Raw genomic sequence first — 16,981 nt, 5'->3', positions numbered from 1 at the left:
CAGAATGACCGAACAGAAACCGCGTGTGTGGCGTGAAGGCGACGACGAGCCGCACGAGGACGGCCTCCGACTCAGGGATCAGGACGGGGACGTCTGGGTCCAGCTGGAGCCGTTGTCGTGGTCCTGCAACGGGGACGACGACTACGCCGTGGACTGGCATCGGGCCCTGCACTACGGCCCGCTGACGGAGATCGTGGCGGGCGGTGCGGCATGACCGAACAGCGACCGAACTGGGACAAGATCACATACGCCTGTCGTCGATACCTCGAAGTGTTCAACGACGATGTCGCGGATGAGATCGCTCTCGGCAGTCTCGCCGAACGGCTGAAGGTCGTGGTGAACGGGGAGGTCCCGTCTGCTGCCACACAGACAGCAGAACAGGCACAACCGGAGGAGCTTTCCGTCGACGAGATCGGCGGGTTCCTTTACGGGGCCGCCGTCACGCAGATCCCGATGAGCGAGTGCGACGACACGGCGAGGGCGCTACTCGAAGAGTTCGTGATCCAGCGTCGCAGCGACGACGACAGCTCCGCTGGGTCTCCGGTTACGGAGACCACCACACAGCCGAGGGTGTTCTTTCCGGGCGACACCGTGCCTGCTGGTGTGTGGGCTCTAGGGCGCGGTGGCCTCCTGCACGAGCCCAGCAGCGAAGGCTGGGAGGTGAAGGCTGGTCCGCAGGTCGAAGTCCATGTGCCGTCGTTCCCGGAGGAGTGGCAGGCCGCTGTGGATCGTGCTCGCGCTGGGTGGTCGGGAGATGCCTCAGAGACGGAGAAGTGATGACGGAGATGCGACTCAGTCGCGACGAGGAGCGGGCCATCCGCCACGCGCTGATGGACCTGCCGAAGGTGTGCCGTTTCCACGGCGACGACCTTGAACGGACCGGGATGCGCTTCGGCCTGCCGAACTGCGAGTCCTGCCGGACCCCGTGGCGTGCCCGCCAGGCGTGGAAGGCGTCCACCACCGCCCTCGACCGCCGTGACGACGAGATCGAGGACGCCATCACCGAGGCGTTCAACGAGGCCGTGGATCGTCGCGGCGACTTGCCCGCTCGTTCTGTCCTTGGGGAGAAGCGATGACAGACCAGACACCCAGGGTGGTGTGCGTGTGCGGGTCGATGCGCTTCTACGAGGCCATGTTCGCTGTAGCTCAGGACGAGGAGACCGCTGGGCGGATCGTGTTGCTGCCGTATCCCGCCGACCGGTCCGAAGAGGACCTGGCCCGCCACCACCGGGCGAAGATCGACCTCGCGGATGAGGTGCTGGTCGTCAACCTGGGCGGCTACGTCGGGGAATCCGCTGCCAGCGAAATCGCCTACGCCACCGAGGCGGGGAAACCGGTCTGGTATCTGTTCAAGGAGGCTGCTCGTGTCTGATCTGTCACCCCGCCAGTGGGGCAAGGGAGACCCGGAACCACCCGCCGACGTGAAGATGATCGACAGCGAAGGGTTCCCCGTCGAGTGCCGGAACGGGCTGTGGCACGTCGCAGACAGCGAAGACGGCTTCCCGTGGCCCGATCTCCTCGACGAGTTCGACGTTGTCTGGCCGCTGCGGGAGGTTCCGAGCGGCAGCAAGGGCCTGTGGTTCTTCAACGGCCGCGATATGAACCGCAAGCCCCAATGGACGTGGGATCCCGATCCCTGTAGAGACTTCGCTACGCCGTCCCAGTCGTCTCAGGACGCCCCGAAACCCGAATCTCCGTCTGGCGGTCAGGGGAGCGGTGAAACACCCGCCACAGAGGCGCTGAAGGCCGATTCGTGGGCACTCGCTGATCCGAAGACAGAGCTCGTGAAGACGATCAGGGAGTGGTTGTCCGGTGACGCCGCTGTGGAGCTGGCCGATGCGCTTCTGGGCGAGGGGTGGTATCCACCGCAGGCCGACGAGGACCAAGCGCTTCGCGACCGGGTCAGCGCGGCTCAGCGTGCCTGTGCCGAGGAAATCGAGCACGCCACAACCCCGGAAGCAACCCAGCTTCCAACCAAGGTCCTTGCGCTGCTGGCCGACCCCGGAATCGTGCATGAAGTCGAGGTCGACGACTCAGGTGAGGCGGGCGACTGCATTGACGACTGCGTCGGTTGCGCCGCCGATCGTGGAGCAGACTCTCCGATCCTAGATGTCACCGAAGATCTTTTCGCTTGTCTCAGCGCGCTGAGGGCAACCCACCGCGATGCTCTCGCCGAAATCGACCGGCTCAACGATCAACAGAAACGGATTGACGCCGTAATCGCGATCCTCGACGAGGTCCCCGAAGGACAGCCCCAAGGAGCACTCCGCCGCCGTCTACGTGCTGCTCTGCGAGGCACCGCCGATCTCGGGGAGCAGGTGGAGAACCAATGACCCTCAACGACGAACAGGCCACTGCTCTCGCGAAGATCCTGGACCCGGAGATCTGGGCCACCGAGTTGAACGATCAGTCCACGGTCGGTGCCCGCTACCAGTGGCACGAACGACGACAAGCGTCGCTGGTGTACGCAGAGAACGCGCTGGAAGCAGGGTGGCGTCCACCGCAGACCGACGACGAAACCGAGTGGGGACGGCAGTGGCCCGAATCCGGCATCGTCCAGTCGTTCCCGACCCGCGAGGCCGCCGAGGAATACGACGATGTGCCGCCGGAGCACGCGTTCGCCGGATCCCGTCTCGTTCGCCGTCGTCTGGGCCCGTGGGAGCAGGTGGAGCAGTCATGACCGACCCACTACACGCCAAGATCGCCGAATTCATCGACGACTTCGCACTCGGAACGTGGGCTGAGTCCGGGGACGAGGCAGCCCAACACATCCTCACACTCGTCGCCGAATACCAGCCAACCGCGGTCGATGTGTTCGGCTACAACGGCGAGTTCCTATACGCGGGCCACCTGCAACCCCGCCAGGGAGGCGGCTGGAACGTCTTCCACCACGCCGACACACGCCATCAGTGCCCCACTGCCCGTGCTGAACGGGAGGCCAAGCAGTGACCACCGTGACCCGAGTTGTTCGCCGCGTCGGCTCTGACGCCGTTCACGTCGCGGACGTCCCCGAAGGGCTCTTCGCCGAATCCGCCTTGGGTGGCCACAGCTTCCTCGGCGTCACCACCCCGGTCGCCACCCGATGCGATGCGGTCCTCCGTAGCTCCTACCCCGTGGTGTGCATGAAGCCCGGAACTGCCGTCTCCTGCCGCCCCTGCGAGCGGATCACCGGTGTCCACGAAGCCGCTGCAGACAACACCTCCCCGCACACGGAAGGAGTGAACCCGTGACCGACCAACCGGCCTACGCGATCATCCACGTCAAGGAAACCCCCACCTGCGACGCGTGGCCCATCGTCGAACGTGTCCCGGACGGATGGCAGTCCGGCGTCCACCACTACGACGACGAAGACGTCATCGACCTCACACCGCTGTATCTCGTCCCGGAACCTTTCACCACCCACTGGGGTCTTCGTGCCTACGACGGGGTCGTGTTCGGATGCAGCGAAACCACCGCGGCGACTCTCTGCCCCGAGGACTCCACCCCTGTTTCTCGTCTGGTGGGTTCGTGGACACCCGCCACACCCACACCACCGGAGACCCGCCATGTCTGACTTCGATCACCTCGACGGCGCCCAGAGCAGTCGCGGGTTCAAGCGCATGCCCCCGATCCCGAGCGAATACGGCGGCGACGTCCACGTCTACGAGTCGTCGGGAGCGACGGCGCCCGCGATCTGGCTGACCGCCACCGCACCCGCAGACCTGAACAACCGTGACGGCGCACAGGTTGAGGCGCCACTGCACCTCACGGCAGATAACGCGTGGCGGCTGGCCGAACAGCTGATGACGTTGGTCGCCAACCATTACCAGGGCGACGCACGACCCGACCGTCGCGCGGCTGACCTGACCGGGGAGTCCGCATGACCGACCACACCACACCAGCCGGCACCCGAGACGACGAGATCATTCGACTTCGCGATCAGGTCCGGTCCTACGACAGGTCGTTGAAGCGCGTCACGAACGCCCTCAGCCCGTTCGTCGGCGAGCCCGGAGTGGACGGACCAGGACACCTCGCAGAACTCGCGGCCGCCGAGATCGAGAAAGCAAAGACCGACCGGGACGAGGCGTGGGCGATCCTCAACCGGATCCACTACGACCCCTACGGGGGACCGTCATGGGATCCAGATCAAGCCACGGCCACGGAACTGGCACAGGCGAAAGCCGTCCTTGAACGCGTCCTCTACAACCCGCAAGACGACACGTGGGCCTGCGACGGCTACACCCAGGACCACATCAAGGGACTCGTCGAAGACGCACACCTGCTGCTGTGGCTGCACGCCGAAGTTGTGTTCTTCGGCGAGGGCTGGAACGCGCAGTGGCTCGCCGCCCGCCAGGCTGCCGGCGCCGCATGGCGACGCATGGCCGAGTTCGCCATCCACAAACCGATCCCCTGGTACGTGGAGTGCATCGAGCACGACGACCTTCTTCGTGCCGACCCCGACCGCTATTGGGAGACCCACTTCCGGGTGTCCGACGAACAGATCGTGACGTGCGAGGAACGGCGTTGCCCGGACGTCTGTGGGGGCTGCACTCCCGGCGACGACCTCCACGATGAGCCGGTCTGCTGGCCGTGTCTCACCGTTGCCGCGCTGCAAGGCGACCAGCCCGCCAACCTTGTCACGTTCCTCGCCCCCGTGGACTGGCGGGACCAACTCGACGGCGCCGACCCCGTGCACCTGTTCGAAACCTGGATCGTCGGGGGTGAACCGGCTTCTACCTGCCCGACACCGTGCGATGACGACTGTGAATCGCCCTGCCATGAAGCCCACGCCGTCCCCTGGAAGCGGCACCACGACGTCACCGAGTGCGAGGCTCTGACCTCGACTTGGACACAAGCTTCGCCACAAGCCACACCTAGTGTCCAAGCCAGTGGCGAAGCTCAGGGTGACGTAGCGAAGCTCCACGACCCGCGCCCACGGAAGAACGGTGCCGTCGCCGACCCGGACGCGTGCGGCCAGTGCGGCATTCCAGAGCGCGAACACGCCACCCAGGTCGGGAGCGACGGCCTGCACACCTGGCAGGAACCGTCGGACGCGCAACGCAAAGCCCGCATGCGCGCACGCCAAGTCCTCAAGGGGCGCACGTTCCGAGGCAAACCAATCGTCAACGACGTCGACGGCGGCGATGGAGACGGGTGGTGCTCGTGACCACCGTCGAGCAGGACCTCGCGCACCTCCCCGAACTCTCCTGCACGGCTCGGACACCTTCGCCTACCTCATGGCAGTGGGAATCCTGACCGCCCAATCCCCTTGGAGTCCCCGATGAACCCGCCTGTTGTGGTCTGTCCCCGCTGTTTCCCGCGTCACCTGCATCTGCCCACGCGAGGAGGCCAGATGACCAGAGCCGCCTACCTCAGCCCGCCGGACTTCCGGCGCCTCCACTGGGCCTGCCGTCCCGTGGCCGACGCCTTCGGTGCACCCGTGTACCTCGTCGGGTCCGTCCTCAAGCGCGCCGACTACCGCGACATCGACCTCCGGCTCATCCTCCCCGACAAGCGCGTGAAGCGACTTGGCGACGACGTCAGGTCCCTGCTGAACATCGCGCTCTCCGACCTAATCGCCAACGCAGCCAGTGCGCCCGCACCGATCGACTTCCAGATCCAGTCCATGACCGAGGCCAACGTCCCCGAGCACGGAAGCCGCAACCCGCTGGGAATTGAGGCCAGATGACCGCCAACCCCGCCTCCGACCCGATCCCGGCCGCATCGACACCGAAACTCGACGCCGGCTGTTGGTCCGACGTGGTCCGGGCCATCGAGCACGACGGCGGCCCCATCACCGCGTATCCCGACGTCGAAACCCTCCGCCTCCGCGGCATCCTCCACCCGAAACCCCAACTCGAGTCAGTTCCTATCGGACCCCAGCTCGGGAACACCGAGACCCCGATGGATCTCGACGAAGACCCACCCACACCACTCCCGGCCCGCCCCTACCACGACATCCACCGTGCTGTCGTGATCGCCGAAGTGCTCCCGGCCCGCCGCGGCTGGCTCGCCCGCGCCCTCCGGAGATTCGCGTGAAGGGCACCGCCACCGGCCGCGCCCTCAGCGCGCACCTGAAGAGCCTCCGTACCCAACGCGGACTCGCCGTCTCCGAGGTCGCCCAGAGGATGGACGTCGACCGCTCCTACGTATCCCAGATCGAAAACTACGGTCGCGACCTTCGCCTCGAAACTGTCCGCCGCTACTGCGACGCCATCGGCGCCTACATCTACATCGGACTCAAGGAGGCATCGTGACGACCATGTGCACCACACCCGGCCACGAATCCCGCCACCGCCCCGAACACCAGTGGATCTGCGGAGGATGTGTCCGCGATCTCGAACAGAACCTCGCGGAGGTGACGTTCCTGTTCGACAACCTCACCATCACCCTCGCCAGGCAGGACGTCATCGGCGGGGACGGCGGCAGGAAGTCCGCGGAAACCAGCCTCGTGTTCAAGGAGCACGCATCGGAAGCAATGGAGGTGCTGTCCTCGACGCTCACCGCGGCCGCCGACGACCTCTCTGCCCAACTGGGGATGCAGTTCCCGCTGAACCCCGCGAGGTGGCTGGAGGCGTCGCTGGATGAGTTGGCGGGCTGGGATCAGGCTGGCCGGCTGGTGGATGAGATCCGGCATGCGGTGTCGAATGCGTTCCGGGCGATCGATCGGCCACCGGAGTTTCTGTTCGCTGGCCCGTGTCGTACGGAGGGGTGCGGGACGGCGATGGACGCGAACCCTGGGGACATGCATGTCCGCTGCCCGAACTGCGAGGTCGAATATTCGGTGGCGGAGCGTCGGCAGTGGATGGTGGACGCGGCGGCGGTGCGGAATGTGACGAAAACCCAGGCCCTGTCGTGGGTGAAGCTCCTGATGGACCGGGAGATCCCGGATGGGACATGGAGGTCGTGGCGCACCAGGGGACGCCTTCACGTCAGGGGTGTGAATGGGGCGGGGCAGGAGTTGTTCGGGTTCGGTGACGTCAGGGATTTGGCAATCTCGTGGGCGGCACGAGGAAAGGCGGCGTGATGCCTGAACATCTCTCACTCGGGATCAACGCGGGCGATCTGCCACTAGGTTCGTGGGCGCACGTCACAATCCGATCTACCCGCCAGGCTCGGCGCATGACTGTTCTCGGAGATCTGGCTGACCCGTGCCACTACGACCGCCATCCGTCCGATATGGACGAGACGACATCGGATGACACCTTGGACTGCTCGTCGTCGAACGGGGGCCGCTGGTCTGACCTGATGGCGCAGATCGACTACTTGATCGAGGAGGCGTGATGTACGACGGCTACAAGCCGGGCACCTTCGGAACCTCCGGTGACGGCATGGGGATCTGCCCGATCGTGAAGCCTGGGACCCCACAGGAGCGACGCCGTGCTGTGCGGGCGGTGGCGTCGCTCTCCGAGAACGCGGCCGAGTGCGCCGAGGTGCTGGCGATGCTCGGCCTGGAGCCGGCAGACGGGAAGGAATCGACATGATTGACGAAGGCCCCCGGCGTGATGCCGGGGGCCTTCGTGCGACTACTTGTTCTTCTTCCTAGCCTCGGCAGTCGCCTTCGCCGCCGCCCTCTGCTCAGCCTTCCGCTGCGCCGCCGCCTGCCGACGCGCCTCGGCAGCAGCCTCCCGCTTGTCCTTCTCGGCCTGCTTCTTGGCCTCGGCAGTCGCCTTCGCCGCCGCACGCCGATCCGCGATCTGCTGCTGACGCAGCTTCTCCCTCGCCTCACGGACAGCCTGCCGTTTGGCTTCCCCCGCCTTCCTCCGGAGCTCCTCGGCGGCATACTTCACCTCACGCTTTTGCTGCCGCAGCGCCTCAGCCGCGTCCTTCTTCGCGGCTTCCGCCGCCCACTTCGCTTCACGCTTGGCCGTGCGTTCCTCCTCGGCCTTCGCGAGGCGCTCAGTCCGGGCCGCCGCCGCAGCCTCACGGTTCTCCTGGAGGCGCATAGCGGCGGCATCCTGCCGGTCTCGCTCTCGCTGCGCCTTCACCGCGTCCTTGGCCTGCTGCGCCTGCTGAGTCTGCTCGTTTCGCAGACGCTGCTGCTCAGCTCTTGCTGTTTCGGCGCGTTGCTTGTCGGCCTGCTCCTGCAGGTGTTGGGTGTATTCGTCTCCTCCGCGCGCCATGCGGCCCGCCCTTTCGATTGGTCTGGGACTGTGGGCGTGGTTCGTCCACAGTGGAATTACCTCGGCGCGCGCCGGTGATGTTCCTGACGGGAACGAGTTTCCGTGACCCCCGGGACGAGGCGGTCGCGGTCCTCGCCCGGTCGCTCCGCGGCGCGCCAACCACTGTGCTCCGCAGGATGGCCGAGTCGGTCTAGTCGTTGTTGCCGAGGTGGACAGTGCACCCGCAGACAGCGTCGAGCTGGGCCGCCAGCTGCTGAATCAGCGGTCGGAGCGTGCGCAGTTCCTCCGCCGCCGCGGCAGCGGTCTGCGCGCCGGGCCGGTCGTGCCGGTCGTCGTACAGCGTCGCGTCCTTCGCCTGCGTTTCGAGGACCTGGGCGAGCTGCCGGACCAGCTGCTCCATGCCGTACACGGTGGCGCTGAGCCCGCCGACGACGCGGTGGGTGGTGGCCGCCCACGGCCAGGGGTTGCGGCCGATGGTGGCGTGGTTGAGGTAGCGGACGAGTTCGCTGAGGGACGCGGAGGCGTCGGTGGCGGTATCGTCGGTGTGCGGGCCGTCGATGTGGCAGTAGTCGCCGAGCACGTCGACGAGGCGGTTGTCGGTCATTTGGCTTGCTCCTGTCGTTGAAACTGCTTGGCGGGTTTGGTGGGGTTGTGCCCGCCCCGCTGGCCAGTCGGGCGGGCGCGTGCCGTAGGCGCGACCTCGCGGCACCGCGGTTGTGGCGGGAGCAGGGTTCCCGGGGAGCGACCCGTATTCCTGTCCACCTTGGGGTTCCACAACCGGCCCCTTGTGCCCCCGCTCGGTCACGAACCGACGGCGCCTGCGCGCGGCGGGGGCTGGGAGATCAGTACAGGTTGGTCATCTCGCGGTGGCCCACCAGACGCACCACGCCGGTGTCCAAGTGTTCGACCAGGTAGCGCCCGTCGCTCACTGCGGCCCGCACGTGCCAGCAGCGGCACGGCTCCCCAGCAGCGCCGTCGCCCCGCACGTTGCACAGGCGGCCGACGTTGTTGAATCCGTCCTCCACCAGTGTGGTGCGAGCGTCGACGGCGACCAGACGAGCGAGGCCCTGGGGCGACCAGCCAACCGAGCCGTCCTCGAAGCGGAAGACGAACGAGGCGCCCTCGCGGTAGAAGCTCTCGCCCTCGACGTGACCGACGCCGGCGCCGGAGCGCAGGACGTACAGCACGCGGGAGCCGCGGCGGACGGTGAGGGTGTTCGACATGGTGTGTCCTTTCTGGACGGTCAGGCGGCGGGTCGAGAGACGAAATATCTTGCGTGGAAAGTACTTCTCAGGCGGCGGTGAGAGGGGAGTGGAGCGGGTGCCCCCGGCCGGAGCCGGGGGCAGGGGTGGTCAGTGGCCGTAGTGGTTGAGGAAGTGCTCGACGCTCCCGAACTTGACGCGGATCTTGGCGATGACCTTCTCGGCGGGCGCCCACTCGGCGGCGATGATCCCGAAGTCCCGGACCAGGACGTCGCGCATGTCTCCGAGGGCTTCGTTGGTGATCTCGGGGGTGGTGGTCTGCTCGGTCATCTCGTCCTCCGGGTCTCTGCTGCTCGCTGCCTGTGCCACAACTGTAGGCCACATCTGTTGGCATTGCAACCCCCGTAGGCCACACCGTGTGGCATACTTTTGGAGGTGACCCCAGACCAAGCCCGTACCAACCTCCGCCAAATCGCCAAGGAACGAGACCGCGTCGCCGATGCCGAACCCAAGGCCATCCTCGACGCCATCGCCGCCGGCGTCCCCCAGAAGGACATCGCGGCCGATCTCGGTCGCACTCGTGAACACGTCCGCCGTGCAGCGCGGGCGCGCGGAGTTGAGGGGTGATCGAGAATCTTTGTGGGACATAGAAGGACCCCGGCGGATGCTGTGAACATCCCCGGGGCATGGACGACTGCAAAGGGAGTCGACAATGAATGATCTTAACGAAGTGCCCGCAAAGGTGTACGTGCGGCGTTCGCCGTCTCGAAGGCACCCAGACCCACTGGGTCGAGACCGTGCGCGGGCACGCTTCAGGCGACCCGGACGCCGAGTTGATTGCCTTGTCCGTCGAGGAAACCCGAGAGGAACGGAAATCATGACCGACATCGCCCCACAGTGCTGCAAGTGCCATGAGGAGCCCGCTGGTCCGGGCGGCATCCTCGGCGCCAAGTGCCGCGAATTCATCGAGTCCGGCGCCGCCTACGAATCCCGGTGACGCGACACTGAGGCGATGCCCGACCTGCCCCCGTTCGACCCGGCCGTGCACCAAGCGCTCCTCACCCCGCTGGTAGCACCCAAGGGCGACGACCCCACCACACACCACCTCGACTCCCGCAACGGCCGCTCAGTCGCCCGCTGCGGGACACAGGCGGTGAGGCTGTCGCTGAACTGGGCGCTGGTGAACTGCGATCGTTGCCGCGCCGCCGGGCAGCAGCCGACACCAGCCAGTGGGGGCCGTTGCCCGGTGGGCTACCGCTTTCGGGTCGGGGAGGTGCTGTTCACGGTGGTGGGGCATCGGGAGGTCGCCTTCGGGCAGGTTGGGTGCGATGTGGAGGGGCCTGGTGGAGTTCGGCAGTGGGTGGCATCGGAGTACATCCACGAGCACGGGAAACAGGCCTGAGGTGTAGACACGTCTACACCTCAGGCTGTAGAGTGGTCTACAACAGAGAAGGGGAGACCATGATGCAGCTGACCGAGCTTGAGAGCTACCTGGGCGACTTCGCGAACGACATCACGTCGGAGCAGAAGGACACCCTGATGCGCATCTCCGACGAGCTGGACGAGAAGTACCCGCAAGGCGAAGACTTCGACGAGTATCAGGACGAGCGCGAGGAAGCGTTCTCGACTGCTGTCCAGTACGTGATGGGCGACCTTGACGTTGACTCGGTTGGTCGAAACTTGATGGCCGCCCGCTTCGAGATGGCCAAGACCATGGCCGCAGCGCACGCGATGACTCTGGCTGCCGCTGGCGACGAGTCCGAGGCATCGCTGGCCCGGAAGCTCGGCGTCGACCGAATGACGGTGCGGAAGTGGCTCGGGAAGCGCTGAGCGTCACGAATCGACACGCCGTGACGGACCCGATGTTGTCACTGGGGTTGACCATGATGCAACATGTGCTTATTCACCATGAGCGAGTTGTCCCCGTAGGACGCTCGCGCGTGGCTGACTCGTCTCCGGTAGCTCAGTAGCAGTTCGGTAGAGCATGCCTCATGGCGCGGCAAGGTCGGCGGTTCGAGCCCGCCCCGGAGACCTCACTTCGAGACCAGGGGCGAAACAGGCGCTCAACGTCCACGCCCCGGACGCCACCAGGTCGCGCCGACTCAACGAGCGCACGTCCTATCCATCCGGTGGCCTGTCATATGCAGGGCAGACCCACCCGCTAACGGCTGTCGACCCGTTCGTTGTGGACGGTGGATCGACGGTCTCAGCCCGGCCCCACGCATTCGGGAGCCGTCGAGGGCCGGGCCTCAAACCTCTGACCAACCCGCGCAGCCTCGACGTGCGGACGCGGCGTTTCTCGCCCTCAGGCAGCGAGAAACGCTGCAAGGTCGAGCGATACCCGCCCGACACGTCGGATCTCAAGGCGAAGGGTTGATCATGGACTGGATCGCCGAAATGCAGGACGAGTCCCGCCGCTCCTACGACAACGGCGGCGACTTGCCAGTCGGGTTCATCCAGATCCTCAACGACACCGTCCCCGAGCCGGTCTACGTCGGCGGCGACCAAATCGGCGGCAACGAGTGTCCCGCACCGAAGCCTCCAGCGCCGGACGCGTAGGCCGCCCCTGGCGCACCGCCCAAGCCCGCGTCTTCGCCGAAGAAGACCACTGCTGGCTCTGCGGCCAATGGATCGACCAACGCCTCCACCCCCGCCACCCGAGGGCCCGCTCAGCAGACCACCTCGTCCAGCTCCAGCACGGCGGCCCACCCCACGACCGCGCCAACCTCCGCCTCGCGTGCATCGGCTGCAACTCGGCCCGCTCCAACCGGCTCCGCGGCCTCGCCATCGAAGACTGCGCCTGCTCCCTCGGCTACCCATGCGCACGCCTCAACCCCAAGCAGCCCCGCGGCCACATCCAACTCGACCCCAGCGAGGTGTAACCCCGATGCCCGCCTCGAAACCGCTGACGCCAATCCTGGACAAGCCAGCGAGCCGGTGGCCCTGCCACTGCTGCACCTGCCGCTCCGTCCCCGCCGACGGGTTCGACCCCAAGTGCCACATCCACGGCGACGGCCACGGGCGACGCGGCTGCGGCAAGCACGACGTCACACCCCAGCCCTGCCCCCAAAGCAGGTCGGGGTCATCGTCGGTGTTGATCTCGATGACGATGGAGTCCGAACAGGACCGGCAGTTCCAGCAGGCCGTCAACGCCGCTGTCGACCGCGCTCTCGCCGAGCGAGGTGAGTCATGAGCCGGGACCAGATCACCTCGACCAAGCAGCGGCTCGCATTCGGCGGCTTGATAGGGCCGAGGCGAACACCTGACCGGCTTCGCCTCACACGTGAACAGGTCATGGACTCCCGTGGCCGTGTCAGGTGCGTGACCTACTGGGAGTGGCCCGATGACGCCATGCCCTACACGCCGCCCGGCACGCTTGCCGAAGGAGCGTGACATGAGCCGGGACTTCTGATGCCCAACCGGGGACTCGTCATGGTGCGCCGTGTTCGATGGGAGGCCGGTGAGTTGCTCACTTGGCTACGGTACGGAGTCGCACCTCTGTGGATCCGGGACCGTGAACGGTACTGCTACTGCTGCCGGGCCCGCCGCGACCGCCTGTTCATGCACCGACACCCGTCCGTCTCAGCGGAGTGGGTATGCCGGTTCTGCTGGCGCTTCAACAACGGGATCTTCTGATGCCCAACCGGGACGCCTGGCTCCTCGCCGCCGGCGTCACCGCCGTCATCCTCGCCATCGCAGCCCTCGGGGTCGCGACGGTGTTCGTGTTCAGCTGGCTCACCTGAGCCACCAACCCACCGAAGTGCCCCGGGTGCGGCGGAACGGGGAAAGCGTGACCGCGCCAGTCCTCGAAGCCCCTGTCGAAACCGCACCCCGTCCGCTCCCGCCCTGCGTCAGCGGTGACGACTGGGAAGGCCTGCCCCCGTGTCCCATGACGGGGAAAAACGAGTGTCCGAAGGACGAGAGCAAGCAGGCCCAGTGCCCGTCCTGTTGAAGCTGAGCCTGCCCGGCTGAGGCCGTGGTAGCGCCTCTCGGCCCCACAGTCAGTCCACTGGCACGGGACGCGGAGAGGCGGTCCCAGCGTCCCGTGCGCGGCGGGATGCTGGGACCACCGACCCTTGATACCCGAACACAGCACGATCGAACACGCGAGGCTGCGACCTGGGGGGAAATCTCTGTTGTTCACCGGCGGAGGTATGTTGCGGCAGCTTCCAGCCGGTCTGGATCATCGCCAAGAATGCCCATCCCCCAGTTGCAAGCTCGACAGAGAAGACCACGTACGCGGCCGGTCTTGTGGCAGTGGTCGATGTTGTGGGACCGCATTCCGGTGCGTTGCAATTCGGTGCGGCAGATGGCGCACAAGCCCTCTTGTTCTTGCCAGAGGGTCTCAAACTGCTCGTTCGTCAGCCCATACTTCGCGGGACCTCGGTCAGGCTTGGTTGCTTCCCATACGGTGGCTCGCTGCTGGACAGCTGCGTTGGGGTCACCGTGTCGTACCCAGCGTTGATAATGCCGACCGCACCAGCCGCGCGATGTGGCAACCTCGACACATCACTGGCTCGCTCGGTGTTCGACTCAAGTGGGCAGGCTGACCCCGCTGTGCACCTGGTGTTCCTCTGTGGCCCACCAGACAAGGCGTCATCCAGCGTCTACACTGGGCAATGGCAGGGGACGCGCAAGCGTGTCGGAGCGGGACTGTGAACGCCTCGAGCAACGGGCACAGTCAGCGCAGGCTCGGCGCCGTCGAAGCTTCTGAGGCAAGCCCGGTAGCGCCGGGAAGCAGGGGAAGCCAAGGCTCAGTGCTGCATCCCCTGCCGCACAACTCCAAGGTGTAGAGCCCCATGCGCATCGTCGTACTGTGCGGCCCACCATGCAGTGGCAAGACCACTCTCGCCCACACCCTGGCCACCGACCACGACGTGGTCCTCGACTACGACGACATCGCCCGCAACCTCGGCTCACCAACCCCATGGCTGCACCCCGAACCTTGGCGCACAGCAGCAGAGCACGACATGCAAGCAGCCATCCACCAGGCAGCAGCACACCCTGGTGACGGCACAGCATGGGTCATCCGCACAGCACCACGACCACACCAACGCGCACGCCTCGCCGAGCAGTGGCACGCCAAGGTGTACGTCCTCAGCCCAGGCAGAGCAGAGTGCACCCGCCGGGCCAAGGCAGACGGCAGACCATCGGGTACCTCACGGTCCATCGGTGAGTGGTACCACTGGTACACCCCATGGGTCGGTGACCTCAACCCCGATGACCCATTTCCGCAGGTCAGAGGGTCGATACAGCTCGAACCGGGGGATGTGTAGACCGCCATCTGTGGGTCATGACGGAGATCGTTGGTTACCAACCAACCAGATCCACATGATCAACCAACGGGACAGAAGTGGATCACTGAAGATCTTTTAAAGATCGACACCGGTGACCCCACTCCACCCCTCCCGCAAAATCTCCCCCCGACGCTCTGAAGGGGCTTCGTCATGCGTGACTCGAAGGCCGCTGAGCGCGCTCGCAGGTACCGAAGGCACAGGCAGGGAGACCATTCGCTCTGCCTGATCGGTAACTGTACGGCCGTCACACCCGTGACCGTGACGGAGGCCGTGACGGATTCCCTGGAAGAGGGCCGTCACGCCCCCTCGGAGGAGATCCCGAGCCTGGGAGACCGCGGACAGAAGCTCTGGGATGCGATGACCGCGTCGTGGTCGCCGTCACCGATCCATCGGGAGCAGCTTGTTGAGCTGTGCCGCATGGCGGACCGGCTGGAGAAGCTGGACCGGCAGCTGAAGGGCGAGGACTGGTTGCGGTTCTGGTCCCGTAACGACGACGGCACCGAGGTCACGGTGTACGTCGACAAGGTCCTGTCGGAGGCGCGGGAACTCGCGAACGCGTTCCGGACGCTCGGCGCGGACCTCGTGAAGGCCGCCGGCGTGAAGAAGGATCCGACCGCGAAGGGTGGTGGCAAGCTTGCCTCCGTCACCGCCCTTATCCCGAGTGCCCCGGCCGCGCGTTGAGGTAGCTCCGGCATATTCGGCGTCGTACGGCCCGGCCGCAGTGCAGTTGGCGCGGGTCGCTGGTCTTGAGCTGGATCAGTGGCAGCAGGACGCGCTCGAGTTGATGCTTTCGATCCGCGCGGATCGAAAGTGGGCGTGTCGTGAGTACGCCGAGATTGTGTCTCGGCAAAACGGCAAGGGTGCGATCCTTGAGGCACGTGCCCTGGCCGGGCTGTTTGTCCTGAACGAGCAACTGATCATGTGGTCGGCACATGAGGTGAAGACCGCGCTCGAGGCGTTCCGTCGTTTGAAGGCGTTGCTCGTGGGCCTTGGCGAGATGCTGAACGAGAACCTCATTGAGATCGACGGACTGCACATCAAGGTCAACAACACCAACGGGTCCGAAGGGTTCGAACTGTTCGACCCGAGCGACCCGAAGAGACCGTCGCAGCGAGTAAAGTTCATCGCGCGCAGCAAGGGCTCAGGGCGGGGCTTCAGCGGTGACGTAAACATCATCGATGAGGCGTTCGCGTACACCGACGAACAGCACTCGGCGTTGAAGTTCACCATGGCGGCGAGACCGAACCCGCAGATGATCTACACGTCCTCGCCTCCTTTGACGGGCGACACCGGGCCGATCCTGTTCCGGCTGCGGACCCGCGCCGAGTCGAGCACAACCGGCAATCTGGGTTTCCGGGACTGGGGTGCGGAAGGAAACGCTTCGGAGTTGGGGCACCTGGATCTCGACAGTCGAGATCTGTGGGCTCGCACCAACCCCGGTTACGGGATCCGGATTGACGAAGAGACCGTTCAGGACGAACGAGACTCGGTTCGAGAAGAAAACTTCGCGATCGAACGCATCGGTGTATGGCCGAAGCAGATCAGCGGCGGCGGCGCGATCGACATGGGTGTGTGGCGCGGGAAGCTTCTTGACCCCGGGTCCAAACGTCATGGGGACGTCGCGCTCGCGGTGGATATCGCCCCGAAGCGGGACTACGCGGCGATCGGGATTTACGGGAATCGCGAAGATGGTCTAGGCCACGGGCAGATCGTGGAGTACCAACCGGGTACGGACTGGCTTGTGGATGCTGTCGTGAAGTGGCGATCCGCTTTGGATCCGCTGGCGGTGGTGATGGGCCGGGGTACTGCAGCGTCGATCGAAGTGGAGCTCAAGAAGCAGGGGATCGCGCGGCCAGAGGATCTCGAGAAGCCGAAGCGCGGCGAACTGCATGTTCTGACTGCGACGCAGATGTCTGGCGCGGTTGGGCAACTCCTCGACGCGGTGAAACAGGGATCCTTCCGGCACACCGGACAGCGAGAGTTGGACAACTCCGCCGAGGGTGCGCGGGCGAAGCAGAACGGTGACTCGCTCGTGTGGGAGCTGAAGAACTCGGCGGCGGACACCTCCCCGATCGTTACTGTCACCGGTGCTAGGTGGGGGTTCACCTCGCTGGGTCATTTAGTGCAGGACGCCAACTATGACGTGCTCGAGTCTGTCTACTAGGGAGTCGGTGTTTTGAGGATGCTCATCGTCGACTCGCTCGAGCTGCTGGCCCTTGTCCTGTTCGCTATCGCTGCCGCCTGTGCGCTGTGGTCTATCCATCCAGCGCTGGGTTTCGCCGGCGCGGCTGCGGTGGTCGCGGCTGCGGCGTGGTGGCTTGGTCGTCCCCGGAAGTCACAGGATCCGAATCAGTGAGGCGGTGAAGCGTGTCGTTATTTC

At 65.8% G+C, this 16,981-nt stretch carries 30 protein-coding genes and 1 tRNA gene; 26 read left to right on the top strand and 5 right to left on the bottom strand.

The window, feature by feature from the left end; translation table 11 throughout:
• Positions 1-4 precede the first annotated feature (4 nt).
• The 16 genes from ACFOSH_RS31795 (at position 5) to ACFOSH_RS31720 (ending at position 7,463) form a co-directional block, all read left to right on the top strand.
• Positions 5-214, top strand: a complete 210-nt coding sequence (locus tag ACFOSH_RS31795; protein ID WP_378243205.1) for a hypothetical protein — start codon at positions 5-7, stop codon at positions 212-214.
• Positions 211-777 carry a hypothetical protein gene (locus tag ACFOSH_RS31790; RefSeq protein ID WP_378243203.1) on the top strand — a complete coding sequence of 189 codons (567 nt, stop codon included), beginning with the start codon at positions 211-213 and terminating at the stop codon, positions 775-777. The genes ACFOSH_RS31795 and ACFOSH_RS31790 overlap by 4 nt, the downstream gene beginning before the upstream one ends.
• Positions 777-1,076 (top strand): hypothetical protein, encoded by a 300-nt coding sequence (locus ACFOSH_RS31785; protein WP_378243201.1) that lies wholly within the window; start codon positions 777-779, stop codon positions 1,074-1,076. The genes ACFOSH_RS31790 and ACFOSH_RS31785 overlap by 1 nt, the downstream gene beginning before the upstream one ends.
• Positions 1,073-1,372 carry a hypothetical protein gene (locus tag ACFOSH_RS31780; protein WP_378243200.1) on the top strand — a complete coding sequence of 100 codons (300 nt, stop codon included), beginning with the start codon at positions 1,073-1,075 and terminating at the stop codon, positions 1,370-1,372. Before ACFOSH_RS31785 ends, ACFOSH_RS31780 begins: the two co-directional genes overlap by 4 nt.
• On the top strand, positions 1,365-2,333 hold the full coding sequence (locus tag ACFOSH_RS31775) for a hypothetical protein (protein ID WP_378243198.1): 969 nt from the start codon (positions 1,365-1,367) through the stop codon (positions 2,331-2,333). The genes ACFOSH_RS31780 and ACFOSH_RS31775 overlap by 8 nt, the downstream gene beginning before the upstream one ends.
• On the top strand, positions 2,330-2,680 hold the full coding sequence (locus tag ACFOSH_RS31770) for a hypothetical protein (RefSeq protein ID WP_378243196.1): 351 nt from the start codon (positions 2,330-2,332) through the stop codon (positions 2,678-2,680). The genes ACFOSH_RS31775 and ACFOSH_RS31770 overlap by 4 nt, the downstream gene beginning before the upstream one ends.
• The gene (locus ACFOSH_RS31765; protein WP_378243194.1) at positions 2,677-2,949 is read left to right on the top strand and encodes a hypothetical protein; all 273 of its coding nucleotides are present in this window, start codon (positions 2,677-2,679) and stop codon (positions 2,947-2,949) included. The genes ACFOSH_RS31770 and ACFOSH_RS31765 overlap by 4 nt, the downstream gene beginning before the upstream one ends.
• 277 nt (positions 2,950-3,226) lie before the next feature.
• Entirely contained in the window at positions 3,227-3,553 is a 327-nt protein-coding gene (locus tag ACFOSH_RS31760; protein ID WP_378243192.1) for a hypothetical protein, read from the top strand.
• On the top strand, positions 3,546-3,863 hold the full coding sequence (locus ACFOSH_RS31755) for a hypothetical protein (RefSeq protein WP_378243190.1): 318 nt from the start codon (positions 3,546-3,548) through the stop codon (positions 3,861-3,863). Before ACFOSH_RS31760 ends, ACFOSH_RS31755 begins: the two co-directional genes overlap by 8 nt.
• Positions 3,860-5,146: a hypothetical protein gene (locus ACFOSH_RS31750; protein WP_378243188.1), complete on the top strand. Its 1,287-nt coding sequence runs from the start codon at positions 3,860-3,862 to the stop codon at positions 5,144-5,146. The genes ACFOSH_RS31755 and ACFOSH_RS31750 overlap by 4 nt, the downstream gene beginning before the upstream one ends.
• 186 nt (positions 5,147-5,332) lie before the next feature.
• Positions 5,333-5,668 (top strand): hypothetical protein, encoded by a 336-nt coding sequence (locus ACFOSH_RS31745; protein ID WP_378243186.1) that lies wholly within the window; start codon positions 5,333-5,335, stop codon positions 5,666-5,668.
• On the top strand, positions 5,665-6,018 hold the full coding sequence (locus tag ACFOSH_RS31740) for a hypothetical protein (RefSeq protein ID WP_378243184.1): 354 nt from the start codon (positions 5,665-5,667) through the stop codon (positions 6,016-6,018). The genes ACFOSH_RS31745 and ACFOSH_RS31740 overlap by 4 nt, the downstream gene beginning before the upstream one ends.
• On the top strand, positions 6,015-6,236 hold the full coding sequence (locus tag ACFOSH_RS31735; RefSeq protein ID WP_378243182.1) for a helix-turn-helix domain-containing protein: 222 nt from the start codon (positions 6,015-6,017) through the stop codon (positions 6,234-6,236). Before ACFOSH_RS31740 ends, ACFOSH_RS31735 begins: the two co-directional genes overlap by 4 nt.
• A complete protein-coding gene (locus tag ACFOSH_RS31730; RefSeq protein WP_378243180.1) occupies positions 6,233-7,006 on the top strand; it encodes a hypothetical protein in 774 nt (257 codons plus the stop codon). Before ACFOSH_RS31735 ends, ACFOSH_RS31730 begins: the two co-directional genes overlap by 4 nt.
• 95 nt (positions 7,007-7,101) lie before the next feature.
• On the top strand, positions 7,102-7,263 hold the full coding sequence (locus ACFOSH_RS31725) for a hypothetical protein (RefSeq protein ID WP_378243178.1): 162 nt from the start codon (positions 7,102-7,104) through the stop codon (positions 7,261-7,263).
• Complete coding sequence (locus ACFOSH_RS31720) at positions 7,263-7,463, top strand: hypothetical protein (protein ID WP_378243176.1); 201 nt, start codon at positions 7,263-7,265, stop codon at positions 7,461-7,463. Before ACFOSH_RS31725 ends, ACFOSH_RS31720 begins: the two co-directional genes overlap by 1 nt.
• A 42-nt stretch (positions 7,464-7,505) precedes the next feature.
• Here the strand turns inward: ACFOSH_RS31720 and ACFOSH_RS31715 are convergent, their stop codons facing one another.
• From ACFOSH_RS31715 to ACFOSH_RS31700, 4 genes are all read right to left on the bottom strand, one after another.
• Positions 7,506-8,102, bottom strand: a complete 597-nt coding sequence (locus ACFOSH_RS31715) for a hypothetical protein (protein ID WP_378243174.1) — start codon at positions 8,100-8,102, stop codon at positions 7,506-7,508.
• Between the two features lie 190 nt (positions 8,103-8,292).
• Positions 8,293-8,706: a hypothetical protein gene (locus ACFOSH_RS31710; protein ID WP_378243172.1), complete on the bottom strand. Its 414-nt coding sequence runs from the start codon at positions 8,704-8,706 to the stop codon at positions 8,293-8,295.
• Between the two features lie 238 nt (positions 8,707-8,944).
• Positions 8,945-9,325: a hypothetical protein gene (locus tag ACFOSH_RS31705; RefSeq protein ID WP_378243170.1), complete on the bottom strand. Its 381-nt coding sequence runs from the start codon at positions 9,323-9,325 to the stop codon at positions 8,945-8,947.
• A gap of 129 nt (positions 9,326-9,454) precedes the next feature.
• On the bottom strand, positions 9,455-9,634 hold the full coding sequence (locus tag ACFOSH_RS31700) for a hypothetical protein (RefSeq protein ID WP_378243168.1): 180 nt from the start codon (positions 9,632-9,634) through the stop codon (positions 9,455-9,457).
• A gap of 105 nt (positions 9,635-9,739) precedes the next feature.
• Between ACFOSH_RS31700 and ACFOSH_RS31695 the strand changes: the two genes are divergently transcribed.
• The 6 genes from ACFOSH_RS31695 to ACFOSH_RS31670 all read left to right on the top strand — a co-directional run bounded on the left by ACFOSH_RS31695 (position 9,740) and on the right by ACFOSH_RS31670 (position 13,047).
• Positions 9,740-9,931, top strand: a complete 192-nt coding sequence (locus ACFOSH_RS31695) for a hypothetical protein (RefSeq protein WP_378243166.1) — start codon at positions 9,740-9,742, stop codon at positions 9,929-9,931.
• Positions 9,932-10,316: 385 nt separating this feature from the next.
• Positions 10,317-10,706: a hypothetical protein gene (locus ACFOSH_RS31690; protein ID WP_378243164.1), complete on the top strand. Its 390-nt coding sequence runs from the start codon at positions 10,317-10,319 to the stop codon at positions 10,704-10,706.
• 59 nt (positions 10,707-10,765) lie between these two features.
• Complete coding sequence (locus ACFOSH_RS31685) at positions 10,766-11,134, top strand: hypothetical protein (protein ID WP_378243162.1); 369 nt, start codon at positions 10,766-10,768, stop codon at positions 11,132-11,134.
• A 122-nt stretch (positions 11,135-11,256) separates the two neighbouring features.
• Positions 11,257-11,336: transfer RNA gene (locus ACFOSH_RS31680), tRNA-Ala, on the top strand.
• Between the two features lie 347 nt (positions 11,337-11,683).
• The gene (locus ACFOSH_RS31675; protein WP_378243160.1) at positions 11,684-11,863 is read left to right on the top strand and encodes a hypothetical protein; all 180 of its coding nucleotides are present in this window, start codon (positions 11,684-11,686) and stop codon (positions 11,861-11,863) included.
• Positions 11,864-12,900: 1,037 nt separating this feature from the next.
• Positions 12,901-13,047, top strand: a complete 147-nt coding sequence (locus ACFOSH_RS31670) for a hypothetical protein (RefSeq protein WP_378243158.1) — start codon at positions 12,901-12,903, stop codon at positions 13,045-13,047.
• Between the two features lie 397 nt (positions 13,048-13,444).
• Here the strand turns inward: ACFOSH_RS31670 and ACFOSH_RS31665 are convergent, their stop codons facing one another.
• Positions 13,445-13,669: an endonuclease VII domain-containing protein gene (locus ACFOSH_RS31665; RefSeq protein WP_378243585.1), complete on the bottom strand. Its 225-nt coding sequence runs from the start codon at positions 13,667-13,669 to the stop codon at positions 13,445-13,447.
• Between the two features lie 434 nt (positions 13,670-14,103).
• Here ACFOSH_RS31665 and ACFOSH_RS31660 point away from each other — a divergent pair, with 434 nt between their 5' ends.
• The 4 genes from ACFOSH_RS31660 (at position 14,104) to ACFOSH_RS31645 (ending at position 16,957) form a co-directional block, all read left to right on the top strand.
• A complete protein-coding gene (locus ACFOSH_RS31660) occupies positions 14,104-14,580 on the top strand; it encodes an AAA family ATPase (RefSeq protein ID WP_378243156.1) in 477 nt (158 codons plus the stop codon).
• A 291-nt stretch (positions 14,581-14,871) separates the two neighbouring features.
• Entirely contained in the window at positions 14,872-15,282 is a 411-nt protein-coding gene (locus ACFOSH_RS31655; RefSeq protein WP_378243154.1) for a hypothetical protein, read from the top strand.
• A 46-nt stretch (positions 15,283-15,328) separates the two neighbouring features.
• Entirely contained in the window at positions 15,329-16,765 is a 1,437-nt protein-coding gene (locus ACFOSH_RS31650) for a hypothetical protein (protein ID WP_378243152.1), read from the top strand.
• 18 nt (positions 16,766-16,783) lie between these two features.
• Positions 16,784-16,957 carry a hypothetical protein gene (locus ACFOSH_RS31645; RefSeq protein ID WP_378243150.1) on the top strand — a complete coding sequence of 58 codons (174 nt, stop codon included), beginning with the start codon at positions 16,784-16,786 and terminating at the stop codon, positions 16,955-16,957.
• Positions 16,958-16,981 lie beyond the last annotated feature (24 nt).

The organism is Amycolatopsis speibonae, assembly GCF_042647925.1.
Taxonomy (GTDB): domain Bacteria; phylum Actinomycetota; class Actinomycetes; order Mycobacteriales; family Pseudonocardiaceae; genus Amycolatopsis; species Amycolatopsis speibonae.
Note: the sequence above shows the minus strand (reverse complement) of the source record. Positions and strands in the feature narration are given on the sequence as shown.

Excerpts from the sequence above, each read along its gene's own strand:
- ACFOSH_RS31705 (WP_378243170.1), bottom strand. The coding sequence starts at position 9,325 with ATGTCGAACACCCTCACCGTCCGCCGCGGCTCCCGCGTGCTGTACGTC.
- ACFOSH_RS31720 (WP_378243176.1), top strand. The coding sequence starts at position 7,263 with ATGTACGACGGCTACAAGCCGGGCACCTTCGGAACCTCCGGTGACGGC.
- ACFOSH_RS31750 (WP_378243188.1), top strand. The coding sequence starts at position 3,860 with ATGACCGACCACACCACACCAGCCGGCACCCGAGACGACGAGATCATT.
- ACFOSH_RS31780 (WP_378243200.1), top strand. The coding sequence starts at position 1,073 with ATGACAGACCAGACACCCAGGGTGGTGTGCGTGTGCGGGTCGATGCGC.
- ACFOSH_RS31670 (WP_378243158.1), top strand. The coding sequence starts at position 12,901 with ATGCCGGTTCTGCTGGCGCTTCAACAACGGGATCTTCTGATGCCCAAC.
- ACFOSH_RS31685 (WP_378243162.1), top strand. The coding sequence starts at position 10,766 with ATGATGCAGCTGACCGAGCTTGAGAGCTACCTGGGCGACTTCGCGAAC.
- ACFOSH_RS31690 (WP_378243164.1), top strand. The coding sequence starts at position 10,317 with ATGCCCGACCTGCCCCCGTTCGACCCGGCCGTGCACCAAGCGCTCCTC.
- ACFOSH_RS31755 (WP_378243190.1), top strand. The coding sequence starts at position 3,546 with ATGTCTGACTTCGATCACCTCGACGGCGCCCAGAGCAGTCGCGGGTTC.
- ACFOSH_RS31645 (WP_378243150.1), top strand. The coding sequence starts at position 16,784 with ATGCTCATCGTCGACTCGCTCGAGCTGCTGGCCCTTGTCCTGTTCGCT.
- ACFOSH_RS31725 (WP_378243178.1), top strand. The coding sequence starts at position 7,102 with ATGACTGTTCTCGGAGATCTGGCTGACCCGTGCCACTACGACCGCCAT.
- ACFOSH_RS31740 (WP_378243184.1), top strand. The coding sequence starts at position 5,665 with ATGACCGCCAACCCCGCCTCCGACCCGATCCCGGCCGCATCGACACCG.
- ACFOSH_RS31700 (WP_378243168.1), bottom strand. The coding sequence starts at position 9,634 with ATGACCGAGCAGACCACCACCCCCGAGATCACCAACGAAGCCCTCGGA.
- ACFOSH_RS31790 (WP_378243203.1), top strand. The coding sequence starts at position 211 with ATGACCGAACAGCGACCGAACTGGGACAAGATCACATACGCCTGTCGT.
- ACFOSH_RS31745 (WP_378243186.1), top strand. The coding sequence starts at position 5,333 with ATGACCAGAGCCGCCTACCTCAGCCCGCCGGACTTCCGGCGCCTCCAC.
- ACFOSH_RS31715 (WP_378243174.1), bottom strand. The coding sequence starts at position 8,102 with ATGGCGCGCGGAGGAGACGAATACACCCAACACCTGCAGGAGCAGGCC.
- ACFOSH_RS31795 (WP_378243205.1), top strand. The coding sequence starts at position 5 with ATGACCGAACAGAAACCGCGTGTGTGGCGTGAAGGCGACGACGAGCCG.
- ACFOSH_RS31710 (WP_378243172.1), bottom strand. The coding sequence starts at position 8,706 with ATGACCGACAACCGCCTCGTCGACGTGCTCGGCGACTACTGCCACATC.
- ACFOSH_RS31675 (WP_378243160.1), top strand. The coding sequence starts at position 11,684 with ATGGACTGGATCGCCGAAATGCAGGACGAGTCCCGCCGCTCCTACGAC.
- ACFOSH_RS31785 (WP_378243201.1), top strand. The coding sequence starts at position 777 with ATGACGGAGATGCGACTCAGTCGCGACGAGGAGCGGGCCATCCGCCAC.
- ACFOSH_RS31660 (WP_378243156.1), top strand. The coding sequence starts at position 14,104 with ATGCGCATCGTCGTACTGTGCGGCCCACCATGCAGTGGCAAGACCACT.
- ACFOSH_RS31765 (WP_378243194.1), top strand. The coding sequence starts at position 2,677 with ATGACCGACCCACTACACGCCAAGATCGCCGAATTCATCGACGACTTC.
- ACFOSH_RS31770 (WP_378243196.1), top strand. The coding sequence starts at position 2,330 with ATGACCCTCAACGACGAACAGGCCACTGCTCTCGCGAAGATCCTGGAC.